Origin of the sequence: Propioniciclava sp. (genome assembly GCF_029977985.1) — a bacterium.
GTDB lineage: Bacteria > Actinomycetota > Actinomycetes > Propionibacteriales > Propionibacteriaceae > Propioniciclava.
On the sequence record NZ_JARKOT010000055.1, the window covers coordinates 21,740 to 44,487 of the forward strand.

Sequence of the window (22,748 nt, forward strand, 5' to 3'; positions counted from 1 at the left end):
CGGCAGCTCCGCGACATCGACGACCCACGCGTCGCTGACAGCTACGCGTGCTCGCCGACGTTGCTCATCATTTCGCCCCCACATCTGCGCCAACCATCGGTAGGAGATCCTGGCCGGCCGATCCGACAAGCCGGGTCGGCACGGGCCCCGGCAGCGCGGTCACGGATCCACCTGACGCTGGATGAACGCAGCCATGGCGGGCACGGTGTAGGCAACCACCCCATGGTCGGGGGAGTAGATGAGGCCTTGTTAATCAGGCTGGCCCGCGTGGGTCCGAGCCCGTTGATCCGCTTCCCAAGTCGCGCCGCCACGACGCCCGAGTTACTCTGCTGATCGCCGTCGACGGCCATGGCCCGCAGATACTGCTTCTCGGCAGCGGTGGCGCGGTCCCAGCGGATCCGGAAGAAGCCCGTGTCGAGGGCATGGAAGCCGGTGGCGATCCCGAGCCTCGCATCACTCTCCGTGATGGGAGGTGCACCGGCCACGTTCCACGTGTCCTGGCCGAACTGCTGGAGGAAGTAGGGGTAGCCGCCAGACGCCTCGGCGACCGCGTCCAACGCCGTGGCGGCCCACGTCACATGCTCGACCTGGGCCGGCTGGACGAGGGCCTCGCGGGCTTCCCCCTCCGTGAGAGCGTCCACCGTGTGATAGGCAAAGAGCCGTTCGGCATACGATTTCGCCTCAGCGACCTTTCGGGGCAGGCTCGGCAGGCCAGCCATGGCGATCACCATCGGATCCCGTCGCTGGTTGGCCGCGTGAACGACGGAACACAGAGCGATGAGCTCTTCGTGCGGCAAGTCCTGCGCTTCGTCGACCAGGAGCGCCAGACCCACGCCCTGCTCGGCGGCCGCACCGCTCAAGTCCCGCAGCAGCTTTCCCAAATCGGCTTCGAAGATGCCGGTGTCCGCGCCACCGCCAGGGGCCCCACTCAGGTCGACGCCGAAGTTCCAGGTGCCGACGGCGTCATAGGAAGCCTTGAAGCTGAGTGCGGTTTTGAGCGCTTTCAGGATCCGGCCACCGACGCCGGGACGAGCGAGATCGACCAAGGCGTCATGCAACGCCTCGCCCACCATGTCGCGCGCCGACTTGGCCGACTTGGCCTCAACCTGGGCCACCAGCCAGCCTGCGTCCCGCGCGATGTCGGCCATGCGCGACAGCAGCACCGTTTTCCCCACGCCGCGGAGGCCGTACAGCACCATCGATTGAGCGTCGCGTCCAGATGCGATCCGGCGCAGAGCGATGTCCCAGGCTTCCAGCTGCCGCTTGCGGCCCACCAGGGCGACCGGAGGGCGGCCTGCCCCCGGCGAGTAGGGATTGGTCACCGGGTCCATGGGTACCTCTCTAGCGAAGTATCCCCACTGTATAGCGATTCACTATACGGAGCTAGAGATCCCTATTCTCGCAGCCTGACGGCCGTCCGGTCACCCGCACCCGGCAGGGCCGCGAGGTCTGGTGCGCACTGTCCTCCGCGCGCTCGACGAGGCCGCAGCGTGGCTGACCGATCGCGTCCGCTGGTGCTACCCCAACCCCCACCTCCCGCTCGATGGCAGGTGGACCACCACCGGCGTGCACTGCCGTGGAAGAACCGACCCTGCTGGCGTTCACGTGGCAGTGGGCGCATGAGGACGGCCCCACGCACGTCACGGTCGAACTCATCGAGGACGCCCGATGCCCGCGGCCACGCCGAAGGCTGGCACCTGGAGTTCGACCGGCTCGCCGGGTTTCTTGCGGAGGCGTCCTGACCGGCCGCTCCCGGCCTCGCGCGCGTCGGCAAGGCGTGGACGCCGCCGTCTGGGTACGGCCGGCGCTTCTCGAAGCGGAAGAGTTCGCACCCACGTCGGCGGGCATGCCGCCGAGGTGGTCCCCGGCCGCCTGGGGTGCCTGGCGCCCTGGTGGTAGAACTCGACGATCTGGAAACCGAGGGGGGGTACACATAGAGGAGGCTTGCGCTTCTCGAAGTAGGGCGCGATCGTCTGCCAGACCTCGACCTCGGGATACCGCGCCTGAAGGGCAGTCCAGATCGCCCGGCCTGTGCCCTTGCTCTGTGAACCTACGGTCACGTACAGCAGGTCCAGGTGGCCGTGTCGTGCCACCCGGCCCGGTGTCGTCTCGGCCGACGGAAGGCCGCCTGGCGTGACGGACGCGCCAACCGCCCTCGGACACCCACAGGTTGTCGTGGCTATGCCGCAGCCACCTGTGGCGATTCGCCCCAAGAGGCTAGGGCCCCTATCTACCCTCAGGCGGCGTCGCGGGGGCGCCGAGGGCGATGGCGTCGTGGACGCGGCGTTCCAGCTCTCCGGCATGGGTCGCGATCACCGTCCACACGATCTCGTAGTCGATGGCGTCGTACTCGTGCGCTATGCGGTGCCGCATGGCGATGGCCCGGCGCCACACGGGATCCTTCGCCCGCTCGCGCAGGAACTCCTCGGGCAAACGGCGCACGGCCTCGCCCAGCTTCAGGACGAGCGAGTCGGCCGCGAGCTGCGGCACGTGGAGTTCCTCGTCGCTGTCGAACCAGGCCCGCCCGCGCGCCGCGAGGGCCTGAGCCTGCTGACACAGGCGCGCCACGTCTTCGAGCCGGGCTGTCGTCACGGCGTCCAAGGGCCCCATCACAGGGCCCGGGCCGTCCGCGTGATCTCGTGGCCCGGACGCAGCGATCGCGACGTCACGATGTCAACGTGGGAACCGAGGATGCTCTCGAGGGCCTCCGCGGCGTCGACGATGTCGAGCAGGTCGAGGTCGTCTGCGGCGTCCACCAGCAGGTCGATGTCGCTGCCGGGACGATCTTGGCCTTGGGCCACCGACCCGAAGACCCGGGGGTTGGACATCTTGTGCGCCGCCAGCACACGCACCGCGGCGTCGCGATGCTCGCGCAACTGCGCGCTCGGCAGCGGGGCCAAGGCCGCGTTCAAGCGGGCGACGGTGGCAGGGGACGGCCTGCGTCGGCCGGCCTCGTAGGCGGCGATGTTGGGCTGCGCCACGCCACTGCGCGCCGCCAGTTCGGCTTGGGTGAGACCCGCGCGAGAGCGTCGGGCCCGCAGATCAGTCATGGCACCACTCTATATCGCGCGATATATACGGCGCGGGGCCGAGGCGGAACGCGTGCCCAGCCTCAGGGCTGGGTGGACACGCGCTCCTGTGCACGCACGCCGCCGAAAGTCGGGTAGGCGGTTCTCGGCGATCGGATCCGCGGGCCAGGGGAACTGCTCGGAGACGTACAGGGAGCCGTCCAGGTCCTGGCCCGCCGAGACGTCCCGAGTGGCGGGGCACGTAGGTGGCTCTGAGTTGCGCGTGACCGCCTTGACGACCGCGTACTCCTGGCCGCACTCGCGGCCTCAAGGCAAACGGGAACCGAGGTGCCGATGCATGGGAGCGACGGCGACGCGCAGGCTTCGCGCACCCGCAGCACCAGCAGGGGGGCGTCGGCGCCCTGGCGTCCGCGGTAGGTGTGGAGTTCGTCCAAGACCAAGAACTGCAACCCCTCAGCCTGGCCGCATCGCCGACGTCAGGGCAGCGCTGTGACCACGCCGTCGGCGAGGGCTGAGGCGGCGGCGTCCAGGGTGGCGGGGTCCTGGACGAGGGCCCAATCGTCGGGGCTGCCGAGGTTGGCGAGCTCGACGAGAACGCCGGGGGTGGTGTCGAGGAGGCTGAGGACGCCGAGGTTGGTGCGGGGGTCTAGGGGCGCATCGGGGGTCCCCTTGTAGTTGGCCGTCGGGAGTGGCGTGCCGGCGCGGAGGGCGTTCGCCAGGGCGAGGGCGACCGTGCGGGACCGCTCGGTGAGGGCCTCGCCACCGACCATGGTGGGGGCGTAGATGAGGTGGAAGCCGTGCTTGTCGGCGGAGTCCCCGTCGAAGTGAAGAGAGACGAGCAGGTCGGCCCCGTGGGCGTTGGCGAGCCGGGCGCGGTCGTCGTTGCAGGGGCCGAGAGAGGCGTCGTCGCCCCGGGTGAGGACGACGGTGGCACCGCGATCGCGCAGGTGCGTGGCGAGCCGAGTCGCCACGTCGAAGTTGAGCGTGTGTTCCGGCGTGCCGTCTGGGGCGGTGGCACCGTCGGTGTAGCAGGGGCGCGTGCCGGCGGGACCCATGTCGAGCGGGTGCGCCGAAACCGCCCGATCGTAGAGGCCCGCGTGGCCCGGATCGACGACGATCGTGCGGCCCGTGAGCGGCCCCGGGGCCGTCGGCCCCAAGAGGAGGCCCTCGGCCGGCGGGCGGACGAACCCCTCATCGAGGGCGTCTCGCGCCGGGGTGGGCAGCAGGCCGCACCCCGCGAGCAGGACGGCGATGATCGTTGCGGCCAGTCGGTGGGTCATGTGTCCAGTGTGCGCGGCCCGGGCCGGCGCCGGGCGGAGGGGGCCCGGCATCACACATGGGTGGCCACCCCCGGAGGACCGGTTACAGGGCAGAAGTGAGGCCAAGTTCACACTCAACGCAGCCTCCAGACGCGGTCCACGCTCACTCTGGCAGACGAGCCCCCCGTGAGTGTGAATCTGGCCGCACCGAGGGGCCGGCACCTGCCCTCAACCACACCGGGACCGACCCGTCGGCGTAGGGCCAGGCGGGGATGGTCGGCTGATCGGGGCGCCGGCGGGGCCCGGTAGCCTGATCCCGTCCCGAACCGAGCCGCTGGAGGGCCCACCGTGTCGTCGACCACGTCCCATCACCATGACGTCCTCGTTGTCCCGGGCGGCTCGGCGTTGTCGCCCTTCCGCGCGGCAGCGCTCCTGACCGGCCTGCAGGAGGTCGCGCCGCAGGTCACCGCGGTGCAGGGTCGGTACGTGCACGTGGTCTCGACCAACGCGCCCCACGCGCAGGACGCCGGCGCGACCCTCGCCCGCCTGCTCGATTACGGCCCCCCGGCCTCCCCGGCACCCTCGGGCCTGACGGCGACCATCGTCGTGGCGCCGCGGCTGGGCACGATCTCACCCTGGGCGTCGAAGGCGACCGACATCGCCCACAACTGCGGGCTCGACGTGCACCGCGTGGAACGCGTGACCGAGTACACGCTCACGCTCGACGGCGCGCTGAGCCACAACGCCTGGCACGCGTGCGCGGCGCTGCTGCACGACCGCATGACCGAATCGGTGCTGCCCGACCGGGACGCGGCCGCCGACGTGTTCGCCGAGAAGGACGCCGAGCCGATGGTTCACGTCGACGTCCTCGGCCACGGGCGCGCGGCGCTCGAGACGGCGAACGCGCAGTTCGGCCTGGCGCTGTCCGACGACGAGATCGACTACCTCGTGGACGCGTTCACCCAGCTGAGGCGGAACCCCACCGACGTCGAGCTGATGATGTTCGCCCAGGCGAACTCCGAGCACTGCCGCCACAAGATCTTCAACGCCGACTTCGTCATCGACGGCGAGCCCCAGCCCCACTCGCTGTTCGGCATGATCCGGCACACCGAGGCGGTGGCCGGCGGTGAGGCGTCGGGCACGATCGTCGCCTACGCCGACAACTCGTCGATCATGGCGGGCGGCCCGTCGACGCGCTTCGTCCCGACCACGGACGCCGCCTATGCCGCCCCGGCCCCCTACGCCGAGCGGCCGGGCGACGTGCACGTGTTGATGAAGGTCGAGACGCACAACCACCCCACCGCCATCTCCCCCTTCCCTGGGGCAGCGACGGGATCGGGCGGCGAGATCCGCGACGAGGGTGCCACCGGCCGCGGCTCGGCCCCCAAGGCGGGTCTCACCGGCTTCGTCGTGTCGAACCTGAACCTGCCCGGCACCGAGGAGCCCTGGGAGGCCGATCCCTACGGCGCCCCCGGCCACATCGCCAGCCCCCTCGACATCATGATCGAGGCGCCACTCGGCGCTGCCGCGTTCAACAACGAGTTCGGACGCCCCGGGCTCGGCGGGTTCTTCCGCGTCTACGAGCAAACCGTCGACGGCGTCCGGCGCGGCTACCACAAGCCGATCATGAGCGCCGGCGGCCTCGGCACGATCAGCGCCGACCTCACCCAGAAGGTGCGGTTCGGCGCGGGTTCGCTGCTCATCCAGCTGGGCGGCCCCGGCATGCGCATCGGCATGGGCGGCGGGGCGGCGTCCTCCATGGCGGCGGGCGCCAACGCGGCCGAACTCGACTTCGACTCGGTGCAGCGCGGCAACCCCGAGATGGAGCGGCGGGCGCAGGAGGTCATCAACGCGTGCTGGGCTCTCGGTGCCGACAACCCCATCCTCGCCGTCCACGACGTGGGTGCCGGGGGGCTCTCGAACGCGTTCCCCGAACTGGTGAACGATGCCGGCATGGGGGCCCGGTTCGATCTCACCGCGGTGCCGCTGGAGGAGTCGGGGCTGGCGGCCAAGGAGATCTGGTCGAACGAGAGCCAGGAGCGCTACGTCCTCGCCATCGCGCCCGAGTCGCTGGAGCGCTTCCTCGCCATCGCCACCCGCGAGCGGGCGCCGTTCGCCGTGGTGGGGGTGGCCTTCGACGACGGGCAGCTGGTGCTGGCCACCGACGGGATCGAGTCCGGTCCCGGCGCGGACCCGGCCGTCGACATGCCTCTCGACGTCCTGCTCGGCAAGCCGCCGCGGATGACCCGCGACGTCACCCGCATCGAACGCACGGGCGACCCCCTCGACCTCGCCCGCTTCGATGATCCCGAGGTTCTGCGCGCGGCCGCGTATGCCGTGCTGCGCCACCCGTCGGTGGCCTCCAAGCGCTTCCTCATCACGATCGGCGACCGCACCGTCGGCGGGCTCGCCCACCGTGACCAGATGGTCGGCCCGTGGCAGGTACCCGTCGCCGACGTGGCGGTCACGCTTACCGATCACGTCGGGTTCAGCGGCCAGGCGATGTCCTCCGGCGAACGGACGCCGCTGGCGGCGCTCGACGCGCCGGCGTCGGGGCGAATGGCCGTGGGCGAGGCGATCACCAACCTCCTCGCCGCCCCGATCACGCTGAACCGGGTGAAGCTGTCGGCCAACTGGATGGCCGCGTGCGGTGAGCCCGGTGAGGACGCCGCCCTCTACGACACCGTGCGTGCGGTCGCGCTGGAGCTGTGCCCCGCCCTCGGCGTGAGCATTCCCGTCGGCAAGGACTCCTTGTCGATGCGCACGAAGTGGACCGACGCCGGGCAGGAGAAGCAGGTCACCTCCCCCGTCTCGCTCGTCGTGTCGGCGTTCGCCTCGCTGGCAGACGTGCGCGGCACGCTCACCCCGCAGGCCGGCCCCGACCAGGCGCTGCTGCTCGTCGACCTCGGCGCCGGCGCGAACCGGCTGGGCGGGTCGATCCTCGCCCAGGTGAGCGGAGCGTTCGGCGAGACCGTGCCCGACCTCGACGACCCCGCGCGGCTCGTCGCGCTCGTGGACGCCGTGAACGCCCTGCGCGAACGCGGGCTGCTGGCCGCCTACCACGACCGTTCCGACGGCGGGCTGTGGGCGGCGGCGTCCGAGATGGGGTTCGCGGGGGCCGTGGGGCTCTCGCTCGAGGTGGAATCCGTCGCGGCGCTGTTCGCTGAGGAACTGGGCGCGCTGCTGGCCGTGCCGGCGGCGTCCACCGCCGCAGCGTTGGCCGTGCTCGCCGAGCACGGCCTGGCCGACCTGACCCGCGAGCTGGGCGCCACGACGACCGACCGGCGGGTGCGGGCGACGATCGACGGGCGTCCCGCGCTGGACGAGCCGCTGCGCGACCTCGGCGAGGCCTGGGACGCCGTGAGCTGGCGGATCGCGGCGTTGCGCGACAACCCGGCGTGCGCGGACGCCGAGCACGCCGCGTTCGCGGCCGACGACGACCCCGGGCTGCACGTGCACCCGACGTTCGACGTGGCCGACGACATTGTGGCGCCGTTCCTGAGCCGCGGCGTCTGGCCGAAGGTGGCGATCCTGCGGGAGCAGGGGGTGAACAGCCACGTCGAGACGGCCTTCGCGTTCGACCGGGCCGGGTTCGAGGCGTGGGACGTGCACATGACCGACCTCCAGACCGGCCGGTTCGACCTCGCCGACGTGGCGGGGCTGGTTGCGGTGGGCGGGTTCAGCTACGGCGACACGCTGGGCGCCGGCGAGGGCTGGGCGCGGTCGATCCTGTTCAACCCGGCGCTCGCCGAGGCGTTCGGACGCTTCTTCGCACGGGGGGACACGTTCGGCCTGGGCATCTGCAACGGCTGCCAGATGTTCGCAGCGCTCGCGGATCTGATCCCCGGAGCCGATGCCTGGCCGCTGTTCCAACGCAACACGTCGGAGCAGTTCGAGGCGCGGCTCTCCCTCGTCGAGGTGCTGGAGTCGCCGTCGGTGTTCTTCACCGGCATGGCCGGATCGCGCCTGCCGATCGCGGTGTCGCACGGTGAGGGCCGAGCCGACTTCCGCGCCCGCGGCGAGATGGACGCCGTCGCCGCCGCCCTGCGGTTCGTTGACAACCACGGCCGTCCGACCGAGGACTACCCCGCCAACCCCAACGGGTCTCCCGGCGGCCTCACCGCCGTGACGACGCCCGATGGCCGGTTCACCGCGATGATGCCGCACCCCGAGCGGGTGCTGCGGAACGTGCAGCTCAGCTGGACCTCCGGCGGACCCAGCGAGCCCAGCCCGTGGCTGCGGATGTTCCGCAACGCGCGGGCCTTCGTGGGCTGAGCGGGGCTAAGAGTTGAATCGGTTCTGTGCCGGGGCGAGGCCGTCGAGGAGGAGCGCCTCGACGGCGTCCGCGACGCGCCCGGTCTCGACGGCGTAGTCCTCACGCAGCGCGGTCGGGATGGGCGCCAGCACGTAGGCGGCCGGATCTTGGCGGCCCGGGGGGCGTCCGATGCCGAACCGGACACGGAAGAAATCGCCCGTCCCGAGGTGGGCGCGCATCGACCGCAGCCCGTTGTGGCCGTTGTCGCCGCCGCCTGACTTGAGGCGGAGCTGGCCGAAGTCGAGGTCGAGCTCGTCGTGGATCGCGACGACGTGGTCCGGGTCGATCTTGAAGAAGGCGGCCGCCTTGGCGACCGCCGCGCCGGACTCGTTCATGAACGTGCGCGGCTTGAGCAGCACGACCCGCTCGGCGTCGGCGCCGACGCCGCCCATCCCGGACGCCGCCACGCGCGTCTCGCATACGTCCGCGCGCATGCCGCGCGGCGCCGAAAAGGGCGCACGCGCCCGCGCGGCCAGCTCGTCGGCGACCATGAAGCCGACGTTGTGCCGCGTGGACGCGTAGGTCGGGCCCGGGTTCCCGAGCCCGACCACGAGCCAGGTCGCCACGGATTACTCCGCGTCGGCCTCGGCAGCCTCGTCGGTTTCGGCGCCGGCCTTGGGCTCCGCCGCGGCACCCTCCTCGCCGGCGTCCGCGACCGCGGCGTCCAGCTCGGCTGCGATCTCGTCGGCCGTCGGCGCCGCGGCGATCGACAAGATGAGATCCTCGGGGGCGCCATGGAAGACGGCACCCTCCGGCAGGTCGAGCTGGGCGGCGGTGATCTGGTCGCCGATCTCCAGGCTGGCGACGTCGATCTCGATGTGCGACGGGATCGCGGTAGCCTCGACCTCCAGGCTGATCGACTGCTGATCGAGCACGAGGATGCGATCCTCCTTGTCGGCGCCGACCACGTGCAGCGGAACGTCGACGGTCACCTTCTCACCGCGGCGGACGACGATGAGGTCGACATGCTCGACGGTGCCCCGGATCGGGTCGCGCTGGACCTGCTTCGGCAGCGCGAGCTGCTCCTTGCCGCTGCCGATCTTGATCGCCAGCAGGGCGTTCGCGGTGCGCAGGGCGAGGAGGGTCTCGTGGCCCGGCAGCGTGACATGGACCGGATCGGTGCCGTGACCGTAGATGACCGCGGGCACCTTGTGCTCACGGCGGATCCGGCGGGCGGCGCCCTTGCCGAACTCGGTGCGCGCCTCGGCGGCGAGCTTGATCTCGTTGTTAGCCATGAGTGGTTCTCCTCAACCTTGCTGGCAACGGGTGGACGGCTCGGCAAGGGAGGGCCAGTCGATCACGGGACGTGCGTCCCCTCGCCAAGCAACCCCACCATCCTACCGGCGCGGGCGGCGTCCGACGAAATCGTGCTCAGGAGAGCGCGTGCACCTGCACCAGCCGACCGTCGGGATCGGCCACATGGACGGCCGTGAGGAACTCGTCCGTGACCAGCTCGGCGGGGTACCCGGCCGCCCAGAGCCGGGCGACGACGTCGGCGAGCGGCTCGGGCGTCTCGAAGCCGGCATCCACCGTGGCGGTCTCGGCCGTGCATTCGGGGTGCCCGGGGTCGACATGGTGGAGACCGACGCGACCGTGGCCGCCGTCCAGCGCCTGCCACCATGCGTCCCCCTCCCCCACCGGGCGAAGCCCGAGGTGGGCGAACCAGGCGGCGTCGCGGGCGAAGTCGGCGGAGAAGTGGATCGCGCACACCTGGATCGGGCCGGGTTGGCCCTCGGGGTGGGCGCGGTAGCCGTAGAGATCGTCTTGGTGCTCGTTGATCCAGACGTTCGAGCCCAACGGCGTCCGAACCACCGCGTGGCGCCCGTAGGACTCGTCCCACACGCGCGTCTGCAGTCCCTTGCTCTGCAGGTCGGACGCCGCCGCCGCGGCATCGCCGTCCTCGACGAGGAAGACGAGCTGGGTCTCGCCGGGGGTGGCACCGGTGTCGCTGCCCTCGGCGGGGTGCACCGCGACCCAGCCGGCGCCCGCCTGCAGCAGCGCGAAGCGGCCGTCGCCGGAAGTCACGCGCATGCACAGGCCGAGCGCCTGGTAGAACGCGATCATCGCGGCGGGATCGTCGGTGAAGCGGTACAGGTTCACGGCGTAGGTGGTCATCGTCGGGCCTCCAGGTACTCGGTCAGGGCGCGCTCGACCAGGGCGGACAGGCTCGCCCCCTCGTCGATGGCGCGGTGTTTGGTCTGCTTCACGATGTCGGGTGGCAGGTAGACGTTGAATTGCACCTTGGCCCCCGAGGCTTGCTCACGTGCCATGCAAGAATGCTAGCATCCTTGCATGCGAGGAGGCAAGGGGTCGTCGGCGCCGTGGTCGATCAGGCGCTGCCACCGGGTTCCAGCCGGGCGCCGGGCTCGATGACGGCGTTCGTGCCGATGCGGCAGTCGATGCCGATGAGGGCGATGTCGGCGTCCCGCACCTTGGTGGCCCGCGGGGGCGCACCGACCCTCGCACCGCGCCCGATGCGGGTGCCGTCGTCCACGATGGCGGTGTGAACGCGAGCGTCCCGGCCGATTTGGACGCCGGAACCGATCACACAGCCCTCCACGACCGCACCGGCTTCGACGACGGTGCCGGGGCCGAGGACGGACCGGTGGACGGTGCCGCGCACGTCGACGCCGGGCGACAGCAGGCTGTCGTTGACCTCGCCGGACGCGCCCACGCGCGCCGGGGGCCGCTCCGGCCAGCGCGACAGGATCGGTTGGTCGAGGTCGTCGAAGACGTCGACGCGGCCGGCGAGGAGGTCGCGGTGGGCCTGGAGGTACTCCTCGGGACGCCCCAGGTCGCGCCAGTAGTGGGTGATCGGGGTGGCCCAGGTCTTGCCGCGGCGGACGAGGGCGGGCAGGAGGTGGTCGCCGAAGTCGCCGAGCCCGGAGCTGTCGTCGTCTTCGTGGCCGAGATCGATGCGCAGGCGGGCGAGCTCGGCGAGGAGGGTCTGCGGGTCGTAGACGAAGATCTCGGTGGCGATGGTGGTGCTGTCGGGCCGGTCGGGCTTGTAGCTGAACCGCGTGACGCGACCCGCGGCGTCCACCGTGACGACGGCCTTGTGGGCGGCCTGGCTGCGGGTGACGTCGGCGGTGACGATGGTGCACTCGGCACCGCGCTCGAGGTGCTCGCGGACGACGGGGCGCAGGTCGAGCCGGAAGACGTGGTCGGCACTCATGACGACGATGGCGTCCGGGGCGAACTGGCGGATCTGGCCGGCGATCTGGACGAGGTTGTCGGCGTTGCCGTCGGCGAAGCCGGACTCGCTGGTCGCCCGGCCCTGCTCGGGCACGAGGCGCCGGTAGCCGCCGCGGGTGCGGTCCAGGTCCCAGGGGCGGCCGTGGGCGATGTAGGGGTCGAGGCTTGCGGCGAGGTAGGCCACGCTGACCCAGACGTCGCTGATGTGGCTGTGGGCGAAGGAGGAGAGGGCGAAGTCGATGAGCTTGTACGAGCCCGCGAACGCCAGGGCCGGCTTGGCGCGCTCGCGAGTGAGGACGTCCATGCGGCTGCCCTGCCCGCCGGCCTGGGTGATGCCGAGCACCCTTGGGGAGGCTTCCATGAGCCCAGACTAGGGCCGACGCCGCCCCGTGGGCGTCCGGGTGGGGTGGGCCGTCACGTTGTTGACATAGTTCTTTTCGTCACGTGCGACGAAACGCTATGTCAAAAAAACTATGTCACAAACCTGCAGTCCCCTCACCCGGAGGTGCTACGCGGATTTATGACATAGTCTTTTTCACATAGAGAATGTGGGCACGTGCCAACAAACTCAATGTCAAAAATGTGACCCGCCCCGCTCCCAGTCCACCACCGCAACCACCGCAGCGGGACGCCGCGGGCGCGGCTAAGTGGTCGCGCCGTTGAAGAGGCTGGTGACGGAGCCGTCCTCGAAGATCTGCTTGATCGCCTCGGCCAGCAGCGGCGCCACGGAGAGGACGGTCAGCTTCGGGATGTCCAGCTCGTCGGCGATCGGCAGGGTGTTCGTCACGATGATCTCCTCGAACGCCGACGCGTTCAGCCGCTCCGCTGCCGGCCCGGACAAGATCGGGTGCGTCGCGGCCGCAATGACGGCCTGGGCACCATGGTCCTTGAGCGTCTGGGCGGCGGCACAGATGGTGCCGGCCGTGTCGATCATGTCGTCGACCAGCAGGCAGACGCGTCCGGCGACATCGCCCACCACTTCGCCCACCGCGACCTCGTTCGCCTTGTTTGGGTCGCGCCGCTTGTGGATGATCGCGAGCGGCGCGCCCAGCCGATCGGTGTAGGCATCGGCGAGACGGACGCGGCCGGCGTCGGGGCTGACGACGGTGAGGTTCTCCAGCGGGTACTTCTGGATGATGTACTCCACCAGCACCGGCAGCGCGATGAGGTGGTCGACGGGACCGTCGAAGAAGCCCTGGATCTGCGAGGCGTGCAGGTCGATGGACATGAGCCGGTCGGCGCCGGCCGTCTTGTACAGGTCGGCGATGAGGCGGGCCGAGATGGGCTCGCGGCCGGCGTGCTTCTTGTCCTGCCGCCCGTACGGGTAGAACGGGGACACCACGGTGATGCGCTTGGCGGAGGCCCGCTTCAGCGCGTCCACCATGATGAGCTGCTCCATGAGCCACTCGTTCACGGGCGCGCAGTGGGACTGGATGACGAACGCGTCGGCGCCCCGCACCGACTCCTCGAACCGCACGTAGATCTCCGAGTTGGCGTACGTGAGCGCCCGCGTGGGGACGAGCTCCACCCCCAGCAGCGAGGCCACCTCCTCCGCCAGCTCCGGATACGCCCGGCCGGACGCGAGGATGAGGTGCTTCTCGGACTGCCGCTTGATCCCGGTCACTGCTCGGTGGCCCCTTCGTTGTCGATCGCCTCGCGGGCTGCCTGCCACGTCGCTGTGTCGCCGCGGCGCGTCTCCACCCAGCCCGGGATATTACGCTGCCGCGACCGTGCGATTCCGAGTTGTCCGGGATCGACGTCTTCGGTGACCGCGGAGCCGGCCGCCACGTAGGCGCCGTCGCTGATCTGGACGGGCGCCACCAGCACGCTGTTGCTGCCCACGAAACTCGCCTTCCCCACCCGCGTCTTCGACTTCACCACGCCGTCGTAGTTCGCGAAGATCGTTCCGGCGCCGATGTTGGCTCCCGGACCGATCTCGGCGTCGCCGCAGTAGGTGAGGTGCGGCACCTTCGCGCCGTCGCCGATGACCGCGTTCTTCGTCTCCACGAACGCGCCGATCTTGCCCTTCACCCCGAGCTCCGTGCCCGGCCGCAGGAACGAGAACGGCCCCACGGACGCCCCCGCTCCGATCACCGACAACGACCCGTGCGTGCGGATCACCGTCGCCCCCTCGCCGACCTCCACGTCGACCAGCGTCGTGTCCGGCCCGATCGTCGCCCCGGACGCCACGCTCGTCGCTCCTTCGAGGCTCGTGTTGGGCAGCAGGGTGACGTCGGGCGCCAGGTCGACGCTCGCCTGGATCCACGTCGTCGCCGGGTCCACCACGGTCACCCCGGCCCGCATCCACCTCTCCACGATGCGCCGGTTGAGTTCGCGGCCGAGCGTGGCCAACTGGACACGGTCGTTCACCCCCTCGGTCTGCCACCGGTCGGCCAGGACGAGGGTGTGGACGCCTCGGCCGGCGGACCGCGCGTACCTGACCACGTCGGTCAGGTACAGCTCACTCTGGTCGTTGTCCGTCGTGAGGGACGCCAGCCCGTCACGCAGCACGCCCCCGTCGAACACGTAGATGCCCGCGTTGATCTCGCGGATCGCCGCCTGCTCGGCCGTGCAGTCGCGTTGTTCGACGATGGCGGCCACCTGGTCACCGCCGGCGTCGCGGACGATGCGGCCGTAGCCGGTCGGGTCGGAGAGCTCTGAGGTGAGGATCGTGACCCCGTCGCCGGTCGCCCGGTGTTGCGCGACCAGGGCCTCGAGCGTCTCCCCCTCGAGCAGGGGGACGTCGCCCATCGTCACGACGACCTCTCCCTCGGTCGACTCCAGCACCGCCAGGCCGCAGCGCACGGCGTCCCCCGTGCCCAACTGCCGCTCCTGCACCGCGGTGAGAGCGCCCGGAGCGATCTCGGTGAGGTGCGCGGTGACCTGTTCGCGCTCGTGGCCGACGACGACCACCATGCGTCTCGGGTGGAGGTGTTCGGCGGCGTCGACGGCGTGACTCAGCAGGGACCGTCCGGCGATCTCGTGCAGCAGCTTGCTCTTGGTGGACTTCATGCGCGTGCCCGCGCCCGCCGCGAGGACGATCACCGCCGCCACGCTCGTCGCCTGTTCGGTCATGGGTGTGGAGTCCTCTCGTCGTCCCGGTGTCGTCATCCTAACGAGCGGGCGGGCCGCCGAGGGGTGCTCCGGTCGGTCCGTCACCGCTCGGGTCTGCGGCGGCGGCGTCCGGGCCCGGATCTGCTGCCCGGGCACGCTCCCACGCCTTGGCGTACCGGGTCCCGACGAACAACAGCAGCAGGCCGACGACGAGGAACGCCCCCACGCGGGCGATGGCGTCGAGCATGGACAGGTCGAGCAGGAACAGCTTGGCGAGCGCCAGCCCGGCCAGCACCAGCGCCAGGCGCAGCCACACCTCGGCGCGGTCGCGGGTGGACGCCAGCCCGCGGCGCAGCAGCAGGACGCACAGGAGCATCCACGAGCTGGTGACGAGGAACTGCCCGAGCTGGAAGCCGGCGGTCGGGTTCTGCAGCAGCCGGCCCACCAAGGTAGCCAGCTCGACGACCGCGACGGAGCCGGTGGCGAGGGAGACCGCCCACGCCACATAGAGGTCGGCGGGCCGCGACCAGAAGAATCTCCGGACGCCGAAGTAGGCCAGCACGCCGAGCGGCACCCCCAGCACCGACCTCAGCACGTCCTCGCCCGCGGCGGTCACGGCGGCTGCCTGACCGAGCACATGCGTTACCTGCGGCAACCACGAGAGCAGCGCCACGGCGCCGAGCACCAGACCGACGAGCCAGCTGACCCGCGACTGCGCCCCCAGGCCGGCCGCGAGGTAGGCGATCGCCATGCCCATCGCGATCGCGCCCACGTAGCGCTGCTCGGTGAGAGCGAACACCGTGAGGAAGAGGAACAGCGCGCCGAGGGGCAGGAGGGCCGTCGCGGTTCCGGGGCGCGCGGATGGTAGGGCGCCCACCACGGTGAAGGCCACGGCCACCACCCAGAAGGCGAGCGCCTGCAGCACGATCGAGTCGAGCAGCGCGGGCGCGAACACGGCGGGCACGGCGGCCGCCACCACGAGGCCGAGGCGCGTGGCGAACAGCCCCTGGGTTTCGCGGCGCGCCGTGACGACCCCCGCGAGCGACACACCGACGAGGATCAACGCGAGCGCCACGAGCGCGAACCGCTCCCCCTCCTCCAGCGAGGAGCCGCTGATCACCACGTACAGCAGCACGCCCGCGGTGGGCAGCACGCGCACCAGCGGGAACACCCGCCAGCCGCGTCCGCCCTCGAGCCACTGCGTGACCCCCGTCATGGCGACCATGAGGGCCGAGGTCACCACCGGCTCCCCGGCTCCCACGAACGGCGCCAGCACCAGGCTGGCTCCGACGGCCACGACTGCCAGCACCTCGTTCTCCCAGCGCCGTGCCAGGGCAAGCCCGAACAGGCCGAGGGCGGCCACGAGGGCGAGCCCCACCCACGGTGGCAGCCACCCGTAGATGACCGTCGCCGCGACCACGCTCAGGAACCCCGACGCCACACCCGTCGCCGCGAGTGCCGGGGCACCCGGGTTGTCGGGGCTGCGCCCGTGCACCCAGAACGCGATCGCGAGCAGGACGACGCCCAGCCCGGCGGCAGCCAGCGTGCGGGCCAACGGGCCGAAGAACCCGTACTGCGCCGCCAGCACGAGCAGGAACGCGATGCCGATGAGCGTGATGCCCGCGCCCACCACCGCGAGCAGCCGCGCCACGAACTGGGGCCGTTCCCACACCGGCGGCCGCGGCGGCGAAAAGCGTGGGGACGCCGCGGGTCCCGTGCCGGCCGGGCCGGGAAGAGCCGGGTCGGGCGCGCTCGGGACGGGCACGGTCGAGACTGGCTGGTCGGGAACGTCGGCCGTAGTCCCCGGCAGGGGTGCCCCATGACCGGCGGGGTCCGGGTAGGGCATCCGGGCGTCCGTGGCGAGTTGGACGGGGTCGGCCCAACCCTCCCAGCCGGGCCCGAGCACGAGCACTCGACCGTCGACGACCCGATCGGTCACCCGCAGGGGCGTGCCGACGGGGACGGGGAACGACGCCGATCCGTCGGCGCGGGCGTCCCGCCACACCCCGACGAACCCGCGGACGCCGTGCTCCCGCACGACGATGGGCCTGGAGTGTGGCCGCGCGGCCGGCGTCTCCGGGGCTGCGGGCACGCGCTGCTCGAGGTCGCCGAGGGTGCGCCGCAGGGTCTCGACGCGCTGCTCGGCGAGGGCGGTGATGCGGCCGTCGATCTCGGCGATGCGGCGGGTGATGCCCTGCAATTCGCTCAGCAGGGCGCCGAACTCGTCAGGGGCGGGTTCGTGGGTCATGAGGTTCCTCCTGTCGCGCCCCACCGTAACGGTCGGGCCCGACGATGTCGTCGGACAAGCGCGCGCCGATGGCGACGAGGGCCTCGACGATGGCCCGGACCGACGGTCGGGCATGGCGGTCGGGGCGGCAGAGGGCCACGATGCTGCGCCGGGCGGGCAGGCCGGTCAGCGGCCGGAGGACCACCCCGTCGAGATGAGGGGTGGTGAAGCGCGGCAGCAACGCCAGACCCACCTCGCGCCCCACCAGCGCGGCGATGAGACGGTTGTCGCGCAGCCGGAACCGCCGCGGGAACCGCTCCCCCGCGGCCGTCTCGATCGCGATGAGGAGGTGGTCGAACGGGTAGCCGGCAGGCACGCCGACCCACACGGTGCCCCGCAGATCCTGGGGACGCAGGGCGGCGCGCGCCGCCAGTGGGTGGGCGGCCGGCAGCGCGACGTCGATGGGCTCGCGCGCGAGCACCCGCCGCACGAGCCGCTCGGCACCCGCAGGGCCCTCGCCGCTGAGGCTGTGGGCGATCACGATGTCGTGGTCGAGCGTGCGGCCGGCGTACTCCGCCTCCATGAGGTCGAAGTCGTCGAGGTTCAGCTCGACACCGGTGCCCTCGAACCGCAGGACGAGTTCGGGCAGCAACGCCGCGCCGGCGCTCGGGAAGCAGCCGATGCTCACCGGACCACCGACCTCACCGCGGGCGGCGTCCAGGCGCGCCCGCACCGTCGCCAGGGCGGCGTTGACCTCTTCGGCGCCCTCGGCGAGCAGCCGCCCCTCGGCCGTGAGCCGCAGGCCGCGCCCCTCGCGTTCCACCAGCCGGACGCCGAACTCGCGCTCCGCAGTGCGGAGTTGCTGGGACAGGGCCGAGGGCGTCCGATGGGTCGCCTCCGCGACCGCCGCGAGCGTGCCCCGGGTGGCCAGTTCCCGCAGCAGGTCGAGATGCCGCACATCCATGAAGTCAGCCTAAGGTGTCGATGAAGGAAAACGCGCTGGACCTGCATGATCACACCACCCACACTGGAAAGCGTGCCCGTCACCCACCGCCTCCTCGCCATCGCCGTGGCAGCCCTCTGGGGCGTGAACTTCCTCGCGATCCACGCCTCGCTGGACCAATTCCCCCCGCTGCTGCTCGGCGCGCTGCGGTTCGGGCTGCTGGCCATCCCGACCGTGCTCTTCGTGCCGCGGCCGGCCGTCCGGCTGCGCTGGCTGCTCGGCTACGGCCTCGGCTTCGGCACGCTGCAGTTCGTGGGCCTCAACCTCGGCATGGCCGCAGGCTTCCCGCCGGGGCTGGCCTCGCTCGTGCTGCAGGCTTCTGCGCCGTTCACGGTCGTCCTCGGCGCCTTGCTCCTCCACGAACGCATCGGACGCCGCCGCGCCCTCGGCATCATGGTCGCCATCCTCGGGCTCGCCGTCGTCGGCGTCAGCCGGGCGCAGGCGGCACCGGTCATCCCGTTCCTGCTGGTCCTCTTCGGGGCGCTCGGCTGGGCGTTCGGCAACCTGGCGAGCCGGCTCGCCGCCCCCGACAACCCCCTCCACCTCACCCTCTGGATGAGCGTCGTCCCGCCGCTGCCCATGCTCGCCCTGTCCCTGGTGGTCGAGGGGCCCGAGGCGATCACGACCGCGATCGCCACCTCGTTCCAGCCGGACGCCGCCGGCGCCTGGCTCGGCCTGGCCTACACGATCGTGCTGGCCACGGTCGTGGGGTCAGGGGTGTGGGTTTGGCTCATGGCGCGGCACGCCGCCGGGACGGTGGCGCCGTTCTCGATGCTCGTGCCCGTCTTCGGCATGACGGCGGCATGGCTGGCGCTCGGCGAGGTGCCGACTCCGGTCGAACTGCTGGGCGGCCTCCTCGTCGTCGGCGGCGTCCTGGCAGGGAGCCGCGCCGGCGGCGTCCGGGCGCAGACCCAGGGGCCGGCGCCGGTGGGAGTCACCGGCTGAGGGCTTGAGGTCCGGCTGGGCCGCCGGCCGTCTTGTCGGGGTCCTGCCCCACAATGGCACCGTGGAAACTGCCCTGCTTCTCGTGGCGCTGGCGACCGTCGTGCTCGCCGGGACGGCGCTGGCCGATCGGCTGCGGCTGCCCGCGCCCCTGCTGTTGATCGCGGTCGGCGTGGCGCTGGCGACGTGCCGGCCCTGCCCGAGGTGCACCTCGAGCCCGAGGTCGTCCTCGTGGGCCTGTTGCCGCCGCTGCTCAACACGGCCGCCATCCAGACCTCGCTGGTCGACTTCGCGACCCATCGCAAGCCGATCCTCATGTTGTCGGTGGGGTTGGTGGTGGTGACCACGGTGGCGGTCGGCGCCGTCGTCCAGTGGCTGCTGCCCGGCCTGGGCTGGCCGGCCGCGCTCGCGATCGGCGCGGTCGTCGCTCCCCCGGACGCCGTGGCCGCCACCGCGATCGCCCGCCGCATCGGGCTGCCGCGCGTGGTGGTGACGGTGCTCGAGGGCGAGTCGCTGCTCAACGACGCGACGGCGCTGGTGGCCCTGCGCAGCGCGATCGCGGCCATCGCGGGCACCGTGTCGGCCGTGCAGGTCGGCGTCGACTTCTTCGTGGCCGCGGCGGGTGGGGCGCTGGTCGGGTTCGTGGTGTTCTGGCTGGTCGCTTCGGTGCGCCGCCATATCAGCGACCCGCTGCTCGACACGGCGCTGTCGTTCGTCGTGCCCTTCGCCGCGTACCTGGCGGGCGAGGAGATCCATGCGTCCGGGGTGATCGCGGTGGTCGTGGCGGGCCTGCTGCTCGGCCACAAGGCGCCGATCATCCAGAGCGCCCCCTCACGCATCACCGAGCGCACGACGTGGCGCTCGATCTCGTTCCTGCTCGAGAACGCCGTCTTCCTGCTCATCGGCCTGCAGGCCCGGTGGATCATCGAGGCCGTGGGGGCGTCCACCTTGGGGGTGGGGCAGATCCCCGGGTTGTGCGCGGCCGTCCTGGCCACGGTCATCGTGGTGCGACTGGTCTGGGTGTCGGCCCTGCAGGTTCCGCTGGTGGGGCGCGGCGTCGCGGGGGCGTCCCCTGGCAGAACGGTCTGCTGGCCGGGTGGGCCGGCATGCGGGGCGTGGTGACGCTCGCGGCGGCCTTCATCATCCCGGCGGACACCCCGCACCGTGAGGTATTGCTGCTGATCGCGCTGGCCGTCGTGGGCGGCACCCTGTTCGTGCAGGGGCTCACCCTTCCCTGGCTGACGCGCCGGCTCGACGTGCCGGCTCCCGACCCGGCGAAGGACGCCCTCGCGCGCGCCACGCTGTTGGAGCAAGCGAGTCAGGCCGGGCTTTCCCGCCTGTCGGAGATGGACGGCGACGACCCGCATGGGGTGTGCGACCTGGTGCGCAAGCGGATCGACGAGCGCAACTTCGCCGCGTGGGAGCAGTTGGGCACCGTCGGCGGGCAGGAATCGCCGTCGGAGGCCTACGCGCGGGTGCGCCTGGCGATGCTGGAGGCCGAGCGCGAGCGGGTCCTCGAGGTGCGTTCGGCGGGCGGAGCGCCCTCGGAAGTGGTCAGTGAGGTGCTTGCGATGCTCGACATCGAGGAGACCACGATCACGGTCGCGGCGCGCGACCGGGAGCGCATTCGTACGTCGGCCTTGCGCCTCGACGAGGCCTCAGAATGCCCCGAACTGCTCGCCCAGCCGGCGACACCGACGCCGCCGCAGCCGGTGTGCGCCGAATGCATCGCCGAGGGGCTCAGCTGGGTGGCGCTGCGGCGCTGCCTGGACTGCGGCAACATCGGCTGCTGCGACTCCTCACCTGGGCGACATGCCACCGCCCACTTCCATGCGACCCAGCACCCGGTCATGCAGTCGGCGCAGCCCGACGAGGTGTGGCGCTGGTGCTACGTGCACCACCTCACGGCCTGATGGCTGGTCGAGCCCGCCCCGCTGGTCGATCATGTCGGGACCCCGGTCCCTCCACCGGCAGCCACGCCGCTTGGTCGCGTCCACGCCGCTTGGGTGCACTAACGCCGCTTCGGATCCACTCGCACGCCGCGTAGGTGCTCATACGCCGCGCAGACCCGGCGCTTCTATACCTACTTCGACCTGAAAAAGTCAGGGCGTGTCGAACCCTGAATCGGCTTGTGACAAGGGAGAATGGTCTCAAACCCTTGGGCTAGAAGGGCTTGGGACCATTCATGTTGCGTACGGTAGCTGACCAGCCGACGTTGTGGGAGTCGATCCTGCCTGAGGAACTTCGGCGGCTGCCGGTGGAGTTGGCCCGGGTGGACGCCCTCCTGGATGACCCGGTGTTCTTCGAGCCGTTCAAGCCGTTCTTCCACGCCCGGCTGGGGCGGCCGTCGACGCCGGTGGAGACCTACCTGCGGTTGATGTTCCTCAAGTTCCGCTACCAGCTCGGATACGAGTCGTTGTGCCGGGAGGTGTCGGACTCGATCACGTGGCGGCAGTTTTGCCGGATTGGGTTGGACCAGTCGGTGCCGGACCCGACCACGTTGATGAAGCTGACCACCCGGTGCGGGTCGGCGGCGGTCGACGGCTTGAACAACTCGTTGTTGGCGAAGGCCGCCCAGGCGAAGGTGCTGCGCTGCGCTCGGGTGCGAGTGGACACCACCGTCGTGCCCTCCAACGTCGCCTACCCGACCGATTCGGGGTTGCTGGCCAAGGCGGTCCGCCGGATCGCGACCACCGCCCGGCGGGTCCAGGCCGCTGGTGGGGCGGTCCGCACCAAGCTGCGGGACCGATCAAGGGCGGCCGGACGTCGCGCCCATGACCTGAACGCGAAGCTCCGCACCCGCAGCGCCGAGGGCCGCGACGAGGCGATGGCCGTGGTCCGCCGCAAGAACGCCGAACTGGCCGGCTTGGCCGAGGTCGCCGCCCGCGAGGCCGGGCGGGTGCTCACCAACGCCAAACGAGCCTTGCGGGTCGCCCGGAAGAAGGCCGCCGACCTGGCTGCCGTCGGGCAGAAGGACGCGGTCGCGGGCCGCCGGCGGGGACGCCTCGCCCGGGCCGTGAACGACCTGACCGACCTGCTCGAGGCCACCAGGAAGATCGCCGACCAGACCCGGCAGCGCGTCGCCGGGGTCACCCCGGCGGGAGCCACCCGGCGGGTCAGCCTTCACGATCCCGACGCGCGGCCGATCGCGAAGGGCCGGCTCGGCAAGCCAGTCGAGTTCGGCCATAAGGCCCAGGTCTGTGACAACGCCGACGGCATCATCCTCGACCACGATGTCCAGCCCGGGAACCCGCCTGATGCACCCCGGCTCACCCCCTCGATCGAGCGGGTGATCAAGCGGACCGGGCATACCCCCAGGGTGGTGGCCGCCGACCGCGGCTACGGCGAGCAAGCCATCGACGACGCCCTCCACGAGTTGGGTGTCACCAACGTTGTCATCCCCCGCAAGGGCAGACCCGGGAAGGCCCGGCAAGCCGACGAACGACAACGAACCTTCCGTCGGCACGTGAAATGGCGGACCGGCTGCGAAGGACGGATCGCCACCCTGAAACGCGGCTACGGCTGGGACCGCAGCCGGATCGACACCACCGAAGGAGCCCGCATCTGGACCGGACACGGAGTCCTGGCACACAACCTGATCAAGATCAGCGCCCTCCTGGCCGGCTGACCCCCAGAGCCGGGAGACTCCCAGTCAGGAAGGGCCCGCGCCGTCAGCCCGGCCAGCCAGCCGACCGGCGCCACCGGACTTCTTCAGGTCGAAGTA

Annotated in this window: 18 protein-coding genes; 5 read left to right on the top strand and 13 right to left on the bottom strand. The window is 71.4% G+C overall.

Translation table 11 applies throughout. The features are described 5' to 3' along the window. Positions 1–41: 41 nt before the first annotated feature. The 4 genes from Q1K57_RS03305 to Q1K57_RS03320 all read right to left on the bottom strand — a co-directional run bounded on the left by Q1K57_RS03305 (position 42) and on the right by Q1K57_RS03320 (position 4,309). Positions 42–1,331: an ATP-binding protein gene (locus tag Q1K57_RS03305; RefSeq protein WP_300078952.1), complete on the bottom strand. Its 1,290-nt coding sequence runs from the start codon at positions 1,329–1,331 to the stop codon at positions 42–44. Between the two features lie 895 nt (positions 1,332–2,226). Continuing rightward, on the bottom strand, positions 2,227–2,592 hold the full coding sequence (locus Q1K57_RS03310) for a HepT-like ribonuclease domain-containing protein (RefSeq protein ID WP_300078977.1): 366 nt from the start codon (positions 2,590–2,592) through the stop codon (positions 2,227–2,229). Between the two features lie 17 nt (positions 2,593–2,609). Next, positions 2,610–3,050, bottom strand: coding sequence for a helix-turn-helix domain-containing protein (locus tag Q1K57_RS03315; RefSeq protein WP_300078953.1), 441 nt, complete (start codon positions 3,048–3,050; stop codon positions 2,610–2,612). A 455-nt stretch (positions 3,051–3,505) separates the two neighbouring features. Beyond that, positions 3,506–4,309 (bottom strand): N-acetylmuramoyl-L-alanine amidase, encoded by an 804-nt coding sequence (locus tag Q1K57_RS03320; protein ID WP_300078955.1) that lies wholly within the window; start codon positions 4,307–4,309, stop codon positions 3,506–3,508. Between the two features lie 327 nt (positions 4,310–4,636). Here Q1K57_RS03320 and purL point away from each other — a divergent pair, with 327 nt between their 5' ends. After that, on the top strand, positions 4,637–8,563 hold the full coding sequence (purL, locus tag Q1K57_RS03325) for a phosphoribosylformylglycinamidine synthase (RefSeq protein ID WP_300078956.1): 3,927 nt from the start codon (positions 4,637–4,639) through the stop codon (positions 8,561–8,563). A gap of 6 nt (positions 8,564–8,569) precedes the next feature. Here purL and pth read toward each other — a convergent pair whose 3' ends face one another. From pth to Q1K57_RS03370, 9 genes are all read right to left on the bottom strand, one after another. Further along, a complete protein-coding gene (gene pth / locus Q1K57_RS03330) occupies positions 8,570–9,169 on the bottom strand; it encodes an aminoacyl-tRNA hydrolase (protein WP_300078957.1) in 600 nt (199 codons plus the stop codon). 3 nt (positions 9,170–9,172) lie between these two features. Then, positions 9,173–9,838, bottom strand: coding sequence for a 50S ribosomal protein L25/general stress protein Ctc (locus Q1K57_RS03335; RefSeq protein WP_300078958.1), 666 nt, complete (start codon positions 9,836–9,838; stop codon positions 9,173–9,175). A gap of 136 nt (positions 9,839–9,974) precedes the next feature. Further along, positions 9,975–10,718, bottom strand: a complete 744-nt coding sequence (locus Q1K57_RS03340; RefSeq protein WP_300078959.1) for a VOC family protein — start codon at positions 10,716–10,718, stop codon at positions 9,975–9,977. Then, positions 10,715–10,873, bottom strand: a complete 159-nt coding sequence (locus tag Q1K57_RS03345) for a CopG family transcriptional regulator (RefSeq protein WP_300078960.1) — start codon at positions 10,871–10,873, stop codon at positions 10,715–10,717. Before Q1K57_RS03345 ends, Q1K57_RS03340 begins: the two co-directional genes overlap by 4 nt. Positions 10,874–10,932: 59 nt before the next feature. Further along, the gene (locus Q1K57_RS03350) at positions 10,933–12,159 is read right to left on the bottom strand and encodes a sugar phosphate nucleotidyltransferase (protein ID WP_300078961.1); all 1,227 of its coding nucleotides are present in this window, start codon (positions 12,157–12,159) and stop codon (positions 10,933–10,935) included. A 282-nt stretch (positions 12,160–12,441) separates the two neighbouring features. Next, the gene (locus Q1K57_RS03355; protein WP_300078963.1) at positions 12,442–13,422 is read right to left on the bottom strand and encodes a ribose-phosphate diphosphokinase; all 981 of its coding nucleotides are present in this window, start codon (positions 13,420–13,422) and stop codon (positions 12,442–12,444) included. Continuing rightward, entirely contained in the window at positions 13,419–14,873 is a 1,455-nt protein-coding gene (glmU, locus tag Q1K57_RS03360) for a bifunctional UDP-N-acetylglucosamine diphosphorylase/glucosamine-1-phosphate N-acetyltransferase GlmU (protein WP_300078964.1), read from the bottom strand. Before glmU ends, Q1K57_RS03355 begins: the two co-directional genes overlap by 4 nt. Positions 14,874–14,910: 37 nt before the next feature. Continuing rightward, positions 14,911–17,100, bottom strand: coding sequence for a DUF2339 domain-containing protein (locus tag Q1K57_RS03365; RefSeq protein WP_300078965.1), 2,190 nt, complete (start codon positions 17,098–17,100; stop codon positions 14,911–14,913). After that, positions 17,078–18,043 (bottom strand): LysR family transcriptional regulator, encoded by a 966-nt coding sequence (locus Q1K57_RS03370; protein WP_300078966.1) that lies wholly within the window; start codon positions 18,041–18,043, stop codon positions 17,078–17,080. Before Q1K57_RS03370 ends, Q1K57_RS03365 begins: the two co-directional genes overlap by 23 nt. 72 nt (positions 18,044–18,115) lie before the next feature. Between Q1K57_RS03370 and Q1K57_RS03375 the strand changes: the two genes are divergently transcribed. From Q1K57_RS03375 to Q1K57_RS03390, 4 genes are all read left to right on the top strand, one after another. Continuing rightward, positions 18,116–19,027 carry an EamA family transporter gene (locus tag Q1K57_RS03375; RefSeq protein WP_300078967.1) on the top strand — a complete coding sequence of 304 codons (912 nt, stop codon included), beginning with the start codon at positions 18,116–18,118 and terminating at the stop codon, positions 19,025–19,027. A gap of 183 nt (positions 19,028–19,210) precedes the next feature. Continuing rightward, complete coding sequence (locus Q1K57_RS03380) at positions 19,211–20,146, top strand: cation:proton antiporter (protein WP_300078969.1); 936 nt, start codon at positions 19,211–19,213, stop codon at positions 20,144–20,146. Then, positions 20,131–20,937 (top strand): UBP-type zinc finger domain-containing protein, encoded by an 807-nt coding sequence (locus Q1K57_RS03385; protein ID WP_300078971.1) that lies wholly within the window; start codon positions 20,131–20,133, stop codon positions 20,935–20,937. Before Q1K57_RS03380 ends, Q1K57_RS03385 begins: the two co-directional genes overlap by 16 nt. Positions 20,938–21,209: 272 nt before the next feature. Next, complete coding sequence (locus Q1K57_RS03390; protein ID WP_300078973.1) at positions 21,210–22,652, top strand: ISNCY family transposase; 1,443 nt, start codon at positions 21,210–21,212, stop codon at positions 22,650–22,652. Positions 22,653–22,748 lie beyond the last annotated feature (96 nt).

What these genes read in the sequence shown, in the direction of transcription:
- Q1K57_RS03305 (WP_300078952.1), bottom strand. Translation starts at nt 1,331, where the DNA reads ATGGACCCGGTGACCAATCCCTACTCGCCGGGGGCAGGCCGCCCTCCG.
- Q1K57_RS03315 (WP_300078953.1), bottom strand. Translation starts at nt 3,050, where the DNA reads ATGACTGATCTGCGGGCCCGACGCTCTCGCGCGGGTCTCACCCAAGCC.
- Q1K57_RS03320 (WP_300078955.1), bottom strand. Translation starts at nt 4,309, where the DNA reads ATGACCCACCGACTGGCCGCAACGATCATCGCCGTCCTGCTCGCGGGG.
- Q1K57_RS03335 (WP_300078958.1), bottom strand. Translation starts at nt 9,838, where the DNA reads ATGGCTAACAACGAGATCAAGCTCGCCGCCGAGGCGCGCACCGAGTTC.
- Q1K57_RS03340 (WP_300078959.1), bottom strand. Translation starts at nt 10,718, where the DNA reads ATGACCACCTACGCCGTGAACCTGTACCGCTTCACCGACGATCCCGCC.
- Q1K57_RS03345 (WP_300078960.1), bottom strand. Translation starts at nt 10,873, where the DNA reads ATGGCACGTGAGCAAGCCTCGGGGGCCAAGGTGCAATTCAACGTCTAC.
- Q1K57_RS03350 (WP_300078961.1), bottom strand. Translation starts at nt 12,159, where the DNA reads ATGGAAGCCTCCCCAAGGGTGCTCGGCATCACCCAGGCCGGCGGGCAG.
- glmU (WP_300078964.1), bottom strand. Translation starts at nt 14,873, where the DNA reads ATGACCGAACAGGCGACGAGCGTGGCGGCGGTGATCGTCCTCGCGGCG.
- Q1K57_RS03365 (WP_300078965.1), bottom strand. Translation starts at nt 17,100, where the DNA reads ATGACCCACGAACCCGCCCCTGACGAGTTCGGCGCCCTGCTGAGCGAA.
- Q1K57_RS03370 (WP_300078966.1), bottom strand. Translation starts at nt 18,043, where the DNA reads ATGGATGTGCGGCATCTCGACCTGCTGCGGGAACTGGCCACCCGGGGC.
- Q1K57_RS03385 (WP_300078971.1), top strand. Translation starts at nt 20,131, where the DNA reads ATGCGGGGCGTGGTGACGCTCGCGGCGGCCTTCATCATCCCGGCGGAC.
- Q1K57_RS03390 (WP_300078973.1), top strand. Translation starts at nt 21,210, where the DNA reads ATGTTGCGTACGGTAGCTGACCAGCCGACGTTGTGGGAGTCGATCCTG.